Raw genomic sequence first — 9,650 nt, 5'->3', positions numbered from 1 at the left:
GATACCAAAATGCTGCGCTACCTTCCTGAAGCCATTGTTGCCTTCTAGGTAGGCGCTGATGGCTATGAGCTTGAAGCGCTCGGTGTACTTGCCCATAAATCCCCCAAGGGTTGGATTGGTGTCCAACTTCTTGGGGGCAGTCCAGCTTTGAGATTCCTGTGGGAGCCGGCTTGCCGGCGATTGGGCCGCGAAGCGGCCCCAACTGCATCAATGCAGGATCTGGCTCAGGAACAACTTGGTCCGGTCACTGCGCGGCCGGTCGAAGAATTCGTCCGGCGACGCCTGCTCGACGATCTCGCCCTTGTCCATGAAGATCACCCGGTTCGCCACGGTGCGGGCAAAGCCCATCTCGTGGGTCACGCAGAGCATGGTCATGCCGTCCTCGGCCAGGCTGACCATGGTGTCGAGCACTTCCTTCACCATCTCCGGGTCCAGCGCCGAGGTCGGTTCGTCGAACAGCATGATCTTCGGCTTCATGCACAGTGCCCGGGCAATCGCCACGCGCTGCTGCTGACCACCGGACAACTGCCCCGGGTACTTGTGCGCCTGCTCTGGAATACGCACGCGTTCCAGGAAGTGCATGGCGATTTCCTCGGCCTTGCGCCGCGGCATCTTGCGTACCCACATGGGCGCCAGGGTGCAGTTCTCGAGGATGCTCAGGTGCGGGAACAGGTTGAAGTGCTGGAACACCATGCCCACCTCGCGGCGGATCGCCTCGATCTGCTTGAGGTCGTTGGTCAGCTCCACACCGTCGACGACGATGCGCCCCTGCTGGTGCTCTTCCAGGCGGTTGAGACAGCGGATGGTGGTCGACTTGCCCGAGCCGGACGGCCCACACAACACGATGCGCTCACCCTGGCGCACATTCAGGTTGATGTCCTTGAGCACATGGAACTGGCCGTACCACTTGTTCACGCCCTGCATCTGGATGATGCCTTCGGGGCCGGCAGGCTGCTTGATCGCTTCACTCATTTCGAAACTCCTAACGCTTGTGGCCAGTGTCCAGCTTGCGCTCCAGATGCATGGAGTAGCGGGACATACCGAAACAGAAAATCCAGAACACCAGGGCGGCGAACACGTAGCCTTCGGTCGCCATGCCCAGCCAGGCAGGGTCGGCAGCCGCCTGCTTGACGCTGTTGAGCAGGTCGAACAGGCCGATGATGATCACCAGGCTTGTGTCCTTGAACAGGGCAATGAAGGTGTTGACGATGCCGGGGATCACCAGCTTGAGCGCCTGGGGCAGGATCACCAGGCCCATCGCCCGCCAGTAGCCCAGGCCCATGGCCGCGGCCGCTTCGTACTGGCCCTTGGGGATGGCCTGCAAGCCACCGCGCACCACCTCGGCGATGTACGCCGACTGGAACAGGATCACGCCGATCATCGCCCGCAGCAGCTTGTCGAAGCTCATGCCCTCGGGCAGGAACAGCGGCAGCATCACCGAGGACATGAACAGCACGGTGATCAGCGGCACGCCGCGCCAGAACTCGATGAAGGTGACACAGACCACCTTCACCGCCGGCATGTTCGAACGGCGCCCCAGGGCCAGCAGGATACCCAGCGGCAGCGCACCGACGATGCCGACCGTGGCGATCACCAGGGTGAGCATCAGGCCGCCCCACTGGTTGGTGGGTACGTTGGCCAGGCCCAGGTAACCGCCATGCAGCAGGGTGTAGGCCAGCACCGGGTACAGCACCAGGAAGCCCAGCCCATACACGGCCTTGCGTGGGAAGCGCTTGATGAACAACGGCGCGGCGCCGAGCACCGCGAGCCAGACGGTCAGGTCGACGCGCCAGCGCAGCTCGCTGGGGTAGTAGCCATACATGAACTGGCCGAAACGCTGCTGGATGAACACCCAGCAGGCGCCGTCCTTGGTGCAGTCGGCACGGGTGGTGCCGACCCAGTTGGCATCGATGAACGCCCATTGCAGCAAGGGCGGCACGATCAGCCACACCAGGTACAGGGCGAACAGCGTCAGCAGGGTGTTCAGCCAGCTGGAGAACAGGTTGGCCCGCATCCAGGCGAGCACGCCGATGGTCTTCACCGGTGGCGGCATGTCAGGTTTGAAAACATGAGCTGTCACGGAAGTACCCTCACCGTTCGATCAGCGCAATGCGCTTGTTGTACCAGTTCATCAGCAGCGAAATGCTGATGCTGATGGCGAGATAGACGCTCATGGTGATGGCGATCACCTCGATGGCCTGGCCGGTCTGGTTGAGCACGGTACCGGCGAACAGCGAGACCATCTCCGGGTAGCCGATACCGGCGGCCAGCGACGAGTTCTTCGCCAGGTTCAGGTACTGGCTGGTCAGCGGCGGAATGATCACCCGCAGCGCCTGGGGGATGATCACCTTGCGCAGCGTCGGGCCTTCGCGCAGGCCGAGCGAGCGGGCCGCTTCGGTCTGGCCATGGCTGACCGAGCGAATGCCGGAGCGCACGATTTCAGCGATGAACGCTGCGGTATAGATGGTCAGCGCCAGGGTCAACGCCAGCAGCTCGGGGATCAGCACCCAGCCACCGACGAAGTTGAAGCCCTTGAGCTGCGGCACTTCCCAGTGCACCGGGCTGCCGAACAGCAGCGCACAGACGCCAGGGATGCCGATGAACAGCAGCAGACCGACCCAGAACTTGTGGAACGGCTGGCCGGTCTCGTCGAAGCGCTTGTTGGCATGGCGCACCATCAGCACGATGGCGACGATTGCCAGCACCAGCGCCGCCACGAACGGCCAGAAGCCCTCGGCCATCGAGGCACCGGGCATGTTCAGGCCACGGTTGCTGATGAAGAAGGTGTCGTCGATATTGATGCTGCCCCGCGGCCCCGGAAGGGTGAGGAACACCGCGAAGTACCAGAACAGGATTTGCAGCAGCGGCGGGATGTTGCGGAAGGTCTCCACGTATACCGTCGCCAGCTTGTTGATCATCCAGTTCTGCGACAGCCGTGCCACGCCGATGATGAAGCCCAGCAGCGTCGCCAGGATGATGCCGATGAAGGTCACCAGCAGGGTGTTGAGCAGGCCGATGACGAACACCCGGGCATAGCTGTCCGATTCCACATAGGGGATCAGGTGCTGGGCAATGCCGAAGCCGGCACTGCGCTCGAGGAAGTCGAAGCCCGAGGTGATGCCCCGGTGCTGCAGGTTGGTCTGGGTATTGTGGAACAGGTACCAGCCCAGGCCGGCCACGAAGACCACCGTGACGATCTGGAACAGCCACGCGCGCACACGTGGATCGCTAAGGGAAAACCCTTTCCGTGCGCCGATTTGATTTTGCATGAAGTGCCCCGAAAAGAAGGGAGTCGAACGACCTGCGGCGGCTGGATGCCGCCGCAGGGTGCAGGCATCAGCGCACTGGCGGTGCGTACTGGATGCCGCCGTTGTTCCACAGGGCGTTCAAGCCGCGGTCGATCTGCAGCGGGGTTTCCTTGCCCAGGTTCTTCTCGAACACTTCACCGTAGTTGCCGACCTGCTTGACGATCTGTACCACCCAGTCCTTGGGCAGCTTCAGGTCCTTGCCGTACTCGCCGTCGGCGCCGAGCATGCGGGCGACGTCGGGGTTCTTGGTGGCCTTGGCTTCGGCCTCGACGTTCTTCGAGGTAATGCCCATCTCTTCGGCATTGAGCATGGCGAACAGGGTCCACTTGACGATGCTGAACCACTCTTCGTCGCCTTTACGCACCACCGGGCCCAGAGGCTCCTTGGAGATGGTTTCCGGCAGTACCACGTAGTCGGTCGGCGCGGCCAGCTTGGAGCGCTGTGCGTAGAGCTGCGACTTGTCGGAGGTCAGCACGTCGCAACGGCCCGACTCCAGCGACTTGGCGCTCTCGTCGGAGGTGTCGAAGGTGATCGGGGTGTACTTCAGGCCGTTGGCGCGGAAGTAGTCGGAGACGTTCAGCTCGGTGGTGGTACCGGCCTGGATGCAGATGGTGGCGCCGTCGAGCTCCTTGGCGCTGGAAACGCCGAGCTTCTTGTTCACCAGGAAGCCGATGCCGTCGTAGTAGGTGACGCCGGCGAACACCAGGCCCATGCCGGCATCGCGCGAGCTGGTCCAGGTGGTGTTGCGCGACAGTACGTCGACTTCGCCGGACTGCAGCGCGGTGAAGCGCTCCTTGGCGTTGAGCTGGCTGAACTTGACCTTCTTGGCGTCGCCGAACACGGCGGCGGCCACGGCGCGGCAGACATCGGCATCGATGCCGACGATGTTGCCTTTGGCGTCAGGGACCGAGAAACCCGGGAGACCGTCGCTCACGCCACACTGGACGAAGCCCTTCTTCTGCACCGCGTCGAGGGTGGCGCCGGCGTGCGCGGTACCCAGGGTACCCAGTGCAGCGGCGGCGGTCAGGACTGCCAGGGTGGATTTCAACATCTTCATCAACAACCTCCAAATCGCTCTTGTTGTACGAGCCGGAATTGCACCGCACCCTTATGAGGCGCATCCGACCCCGTGTTGGCTTGTTTTTGGGTCAATTGGCGCAATGAGCTGTTCTATGACAGCCTTTATATCCACACGAGGGGTGTTACCGTGACTGGCCCACTCCTTCGCATGACAAGGTCATAGCAAAGGGCGTACCACAGTTGCAGGCTTAAGCGATTAAGCGGGCGTCAAGTAGGAAAAGTTGTAGAGTTGCGACATCTTTTTCTGGCATTAACCTCCATCGCCTTCTTTTTACGCACTCATTACGTACGCACGCACTTTTTCGGAGCAGTCATGACCAACCCGCTGATTCTCGAACCCCAGAACACCGCCGACGCCTGTGTGATCTGGTTGCACGGCCTGGGGGCCGACCGTTACGACTTCCTACCGGTGGCCGAGTTTCTCCAGGAGCGCCTGCTCAGCACCCGCTTCGTCATGCCCCAGGCCCCTACCCGCCCGGTGACCATCAACGGCGGCTATGAAATGCCGAGCTGGTACGACATCAAGGCCATGACCCCGGCGCGGGCCATCGACGAAGCGCAGCTTGAGGAGTCGGCCGCGCAGATCATCGCGCTGATCAAGGCCGAACAGGCCAAGGGCATCAACCTGTCGCGGATCATCCTGGCGGGCTTTTCCCAGGGTGGCGCCGTGGTGCTGCACACCGCCTATATAAAGTGGCAGGAAGCGCTGGGCGGGGTGATTGCCCTGTCCACCTACGCCCCGACCTTCACCGACAGCCAGCAACTGAGCGCCTGCCAGCAGCGCACGCCCGCGCTGTGCCTGCACGGTGTGCATGACCCGGTGGTGATCCCCTCGATGGGCCGCACCGCGTTCGAATACCTCAATACCTGGGGTGTGGCCGCGCAATGGCACGAATACCCGATGGAACACGAGGTGGCGGTGGCCGAGCTGAACGATATCCACGACTGGCTGAGCCGCCAGTTGCAGTGAGCCTGTAGCCGCCCGAGCATTGCACTACGCCGCGCCCGATTCTTGCATTACACTGCCCGGCGTACATTCCTTAACCAGTTGACGAGACGATCGTGCTCAAGGCACTCAAGAAAATATTCGCCAAGGGAGACGCCGCGCCGCCAGCCGCCGAGCCCGTCGCCGTGACCCCGCCCGCGCCGGCTCCGCAACCGGCCCCCGAACAGACTGCGCCGCGCGCCAGCGCCAAGCCCAAAGCCGCGCCGGCCGCCGCCGACAAGCCGGCCAGCGAGCCTGTCCGCGCGCAGCAGCCCGCCACGCCAAAGCCGCGTCGCGAGCGCAAGCCTAAACCCCAGGCCAGCCTGTGGAAGCCCGAAGACTTCGTGGTCGAGCCGCAAGAGGGCAAGACCCGCTTCCACGACTTCAAGCTCTCCAACGAGCTGATGCATGCCATCCACGACCTCGGGTTCCCGTATTGCACGCCGATCCAGGCCGGCGTGCTGGGCTACACCCTGCGTGGCCAGGACGCCATTGGCCGGGCCCAGACCGGCACCGGCAAGACCGCCGCGTTCCTGATCTCGATCATCTCGCAGCTGCAGCAGACCCCGCCGCCCAAGGAACGCTACATGGGCGAACCGCGCGCGCTGATCATCGCCCCGACCCGCGAGCTGGTGGTGCAGATCGCCAAGGACGCCGTGGCCCTGACCAAGTACAGCGGCCTGAACGTGATGAGCTTCGTCGGCGGCATGGACTTCGACAAGCAGCTCAAGGCCCTCGAAGCCCGCCACTGCGACATCCTGGTGGCCACGCCGGGCCGCCTGCTGGACTTCCAGCAGCGCGGCGAGGTGCACCTGGACATGGTCGAGGTGATGGTCCTGGACGAAGCCGACCGCATGCTCGACATGGGCTTCATCCCCCAGGTGCGGCAGATCATCCGCCAGACCCCACCGAAGAGCGAGCGCCAGACCCTGCTGTTCTCCGCCACCTTCACCGACGACGTGATGAACCTGGCCAAGCAGTGGACCACCAACCCGGCCATCGTCGAGATCGAGCCGGAGAACGTCGCCAGCGAAACCGTCGAGCAGCACGTCTACGCCGTGGCCGGCAGCGACAAGTACAAGCTGCTGTACAACCTGGTCACGCAGAACAAGTGGGAACGGGTGATGGTGTTCGCCAACCGCAAGGACGAAGTGCGGCGCATCGAGGAAAAACTGGTGCGCGACGGCATCAACGCCGCCCAGCTTTCCGGCGATGTGCCGCAGCACAAGCGCATCCGCACCCTGGAGAACTTCCGCGAAGGGCGCATCACCGTGCTGGTGGCCACCGATGTGGCCGGCCGTGGCATCCACATCGACGGCATCAGCCATGTGATCAACTTCACCCTGCCGGAAGACCCGGACGACTACGTGCACCGCATTGGCCGTACCGGCCGCGCGGGTGCCGAGGGTGTGTCGATCAGCTTCGCTGGTGAGGACGACTCCTACCAGTTGCCGGCGATCGAGGAACTGCTGGGGCGCAAGATCAAGTGCGAGATGCCCCCGGACGAACTGCTCAAGCCGGTGCCGCGCAAAGGGCACTGAGGCACTGCCACACTTATTGGGGCTGCTCTGCAGCCCTTCGCGGGGCAAGCCCGCCCCCACAGGAATCACGCAATGCCGTACCTGTGGGAGCGGGCTTGCCCCGCGAAGGGCCGCAGGGCGGCCCCAATTGCTTTGCTTGACCGCGCAGCCTGTACCCGCGATATTGCTCCACAGAACAAAAAGTCCATAATGGACAGAATTGTTTATCAGGAGCCGTCCATGCCCACGCCCCTCATCATCGATCAACAACACGCCCGCCACCTGCTCGGCCAGTTGGACGTGCCGCAAATCCTGCGCAAGCTGTTCCGCGACCTGGCCGCAGGCGAAGCGGTGCAACCCCCTCAGCAACTGGTGGAGTTCCCCGCCGGACGCGGCGACTTCATCAACTATGGCGGGGTGTTGGCCGAGGAGCGCGTCTACGGGATCAAGACCTCACCCTACATCGTCCGCGAGCAGGGCCCGCTGGTGACGGCCTGGACCCTGCTGATGTCGATGGACAGCGGCCAGCCGCTGCTGCTCTGCGACGCCGGCGAGCTGACCACCGCGCGCACCGCCGCCACCACCGCCGTGGCCGTCGACGTCCTGGCCTCGCCCCAGGCCCGGCGCCTGGCCGTGATCGGCAGCGGCGCCATTGCCCGTGCCCATCTGCACTACGTGCGTGGCCTGCGCCAATGGCAGGAGATCCGCCTGTTCTCGCCAAGCCTCGTCCAGCAGAGCGCCGCGCAACGCCAGCAGCTGACCGACCTCGACCATCGCCTGCAACTGGCCGACAGCCTGGAGCAGGCGCTGATCGATGCCGACGTGATCATGCTGTGCACCTCCTCGGCAGGCCCGGTGATCGACCCCAGCCAACTGAGCAAGCCAGCCCTGATCACCTCGATCAGCACCAATGCCGTGCGCGCCCATGAAGTACCACCGGCCAGCCTGCAACACATGGATGTGTACTGCGATTACCGGGTAACCACCCCAGGCAGTGCCGGCGAAATGCTGATCGCCGCCGAGCAGACCGGCTGGCGGCCCGAGGCGATCATCGGCGACCTTTCGCAACTGCTCAGCGGCCGGGCGCCCGTGCCGAGCTACCAGCGCCACGCGTTCTTCCGCTCCATCGGCCTTGGCCTGGAAGACATCGCCTTGGCCAATGCCCTGTATCGCCTGCAGCAGGCCAGCTGAGGCCGGCCCGGATGACGCGCCGCCGTGATTGCGGCACACTCCCAGCGCCCTTGGCACAAGGGCGCTGATACCGCATGGAGCCTGCCACGATGCCTTCACCTTGCCCCGACCCGGCCCTGGACAACTACCGGGCCATCGCCGACGCGATCGCCACCCTGTTCTTCCCCCATGCCGAAGTGGTGCTGCACGACCTGCGCAGCCAGAAGATCGACTACATCGCCAACAACCTGTCCAAACGCGAGATCGGCGACGATGCCGCCCTGGAAGACCTGCTTGAGCCCGGCACCGACGAAACCAACATCGGCCCCTACGAGAAGCTCAACTGGGACGGGCAGAAGATCCGTTCGCTGAGCACCGTGCTACGCGACGGTGCAGGCAAGCCCGTGGCGGTGCTGTGCATCAACCTGAACATCTCGCTGTTTGAAAACGCCCGGGCGGCGCTGGACCTGTTCCTCTCGCCGAGCCGGCTGATCCCCCAGCCCGATGCGCTGTTTCGCGACGACTGGCAGGAACGCATCAACACCTTCCTCAATGGCTGGCTGCGCGAGCACCAGCTGAGCCTGAGCGTGCTCAACCGCGACCACAAGCGCGAGCTGGTGCTGGCCCTGCATGCCGAGGGCGCGTTCAAAGGCAAGAGTGCGGCCAACTACGTGGCCAACGTGCTGGGGATGGGACGGGCGACGGTGTACAAGCACCTGAAGGAACTCAAGGCCTGAGCAGGCTCAGGCCTTGAGCGCGGGGCGGCTCAGTCGCCGTAGATGTCCGACTTGAAGTATTTGCCCTGGATCTTCTGGTATTCGCCACTGGCGCGCAGTGCGTCGATGGCGCCATTGAGCTGGCTGACCAACTCGCTGTTGCCTTTGCGCACGGCAATGCCGGCACCTTCGCCGACGTATTTCGGGTCCTTCAGCTCCGGGCCGACGAAGGCGTAGTCGGCGCCGCGCGGCATTGACAGGAAGTCATCCAGCGGAATGGTGTCGGCGAAGATCGCATCCACACGCCCCGATGCAAGGTCCATGTAGATCTCTTCGTTGTTACTGTAGCGCTTGACCTTGACGCCCTTGGGCTCGAGCACTTCGGTGGCGTAGCGGTCGGTGGTGGTGGCGCGCTGCACGCCGATGGTCTTGCCGACCAGGCTCTGGTACTGGTCATCGACCGCCGCGCCCTTCTTCATCACCAGCCGTGACGAGGTGAACTAGTACTTGTGGGTGAAATCCACGGACTTCTTGCGCTCGTCGGTGATGGTCATCGACGACAGGGCGGCGTCGATCTTCTTCACCTTCAGCGACGGGATCAACCCGTCGAATTCGACCTCGGTCCACACGCACTTGACCTTGAGCTGCGCGCACAAGGCATTGCCGATGTCATAGTCGAAACCGACGATTTCGCCCTTGTCATTCTTCGAGGCAAACGGCGGGTAGGCCGCTTCGATGCCAATTCGCAGCTCGGAATTGGCGGCGAACAGGTTGCTGCTGGCCAACAGGCCCAGGGCCAGACCACTGATCAGGTTGATTTTCTTCATCGGAATCTCGCTCGCTCATTATTGGAGGTTGTGGTGCAAGACAG

The 9,650-nt window shown here is 63.5% G+C and carries 8 protein-coding genes and 1 pseudogene; 4 read left to right on the top strand and 5 right to left on the bottom strand.

Annotated features, from left to right (window positions below; translation table 11 throughout):
- Positions 1-207: 207 nt before the first annotated feature.
- From RTH46_RS12655 to RTH46_RS12640, 4 genes are all read right to left on the bottom strand, one after another.
- Entirely contained in the window at positions 208-972 is a 765-nt protein-coding gene (locus RTH46_RS12655; protein WP_153788251.1) for an amino acid ABC transporter ATP-binding protein, read from the bottom strand.
- Between the two features lie 10 nt (positions 973-982).
- Positions 983-2,080 carry an amino acid ABC transporter permease gene (locus RTH46_RS12650; RefSeq protein ID WP_125462686.1) on the bottom strand — a complete coding sequence of 366 codons (1,098 nt, stop codon included), beginning with the start codon at positions 2,078-2,080 and terminating at the stop codon, positions 983-985.
- A 10-nt stretch (positions 2,081-2,090) separates the two neighbouring features.
- The gene (locus tag RTH46_RS12645) at positions 2,091-3,269 is read right to left on the bottom strand and encodes an amino acid ABC transporter permease (protein ID WP_153788253.1); all 1,179 of its coding nucleotides are present in this window, start codon (positions 3,267-3,269) and stop codon (positions 2,091-2,093) included.
- Between the two features lie 67 nt (positions 3,270-3,336).
- On the bottom strand, positions 3,337-4,365 hold the full coding sequence (locus tag RTH46_RS12640; RefSeq protein ID WP_153788255.1) for an amino acid ABC transporter substrate-binding protein: 1,029 nt from the start codon (positions 4,363-4,365) through the stop codon (positions 3,337-3,339).
- Positions 4,366-4,701: 336 nt separating this feature from the next.
- On the opposite strand from RTH46_RS12640, the gene RTH46_RS12635 reads away from it, so the two are divergent.
- The 4 genes from RTH46_RS12635 to RTH46_RS12620 all read left to right on the top strand — a co-directional run bounded on the left by RTH46_RS12635 (position 4,702) and on the right by RTH46_RS12620 (position 8,800).
- Positions 4,702-5,358, top strand: coding sequence for an alpha/beta hydrolase (locus RTH46_RS12635; protein WP_153788256.1), 657 nt, complete (start codon positions 4,702-4,704; stop codon positions 5,356-5,358).
- Between the two features lie 92 nt (positions 5,359-5,450).
- A complete protein-coding gene (gene rhlB, locus RTH46_RS12630; protein ID WP_316905816.1) occupies positions 5,451-6,914 on the top strand; it encodes an ATP-dependent RNA helicase RhlB in 1,464 nt (487 codons plus the stop codon).
- A 219-nt stretch (positions 6,915-7,133) separates the two neighbouring features.
- Positions 7,134-8,084 (top strand): ornithine cyclodeaminase family protein, encoded by a 951-nt coding sequence (locus tag RTH46_RS12625; protein WP_316905815.1) that lies wholly within the window; start codon positions 7,134-7,136, stop codon positions 8,082-8,084.
- 89 nt (positions 8,085-8,173) lie between these two features.
- Positions 8,174-8,800 carry a transcriptional regulator gene (locus tag RTH46_RS12620; RefSeq protein ID WP_279845153.1) on the top strand — a complete coding sequence of 209 codons (627 nt, stop codon included), beginning with the start codon at positions 8,174-8,176 and terminating at the stop codon, positions 8,798-8,800.
- Between the two features lie 29 nt (positions 8,801-8,829).
- Here RTH46_RS12620 and RTH46_RS12615 read toward each other — a convergent pair.
- Positions 8,830-9,606, bottom strand: a pseudogene (locus RTH46_RS12615) (ABC transporter substrate-binding protein).
- Between the last annotated feature and the right edge of the window lie 44 nt (positions 9,607-9,650).

Origin of the sequence: Pseudomonas sp. zfem004, assembly GCF_032621715.1 — a bacterium.
Lineage (GTDB): Bacteria > Pseudomonadota > Gammaproteobacteria > Pseudomonadales > Pseudomonadaceae > Aquipseudomonas > Aquipseudomonas sichuanensis.
The sequence above is the reverse complement of the archived record's forward strand: the minus strand, read 5'-3'. Positions and strand labels throughout refer to the sequence as shown.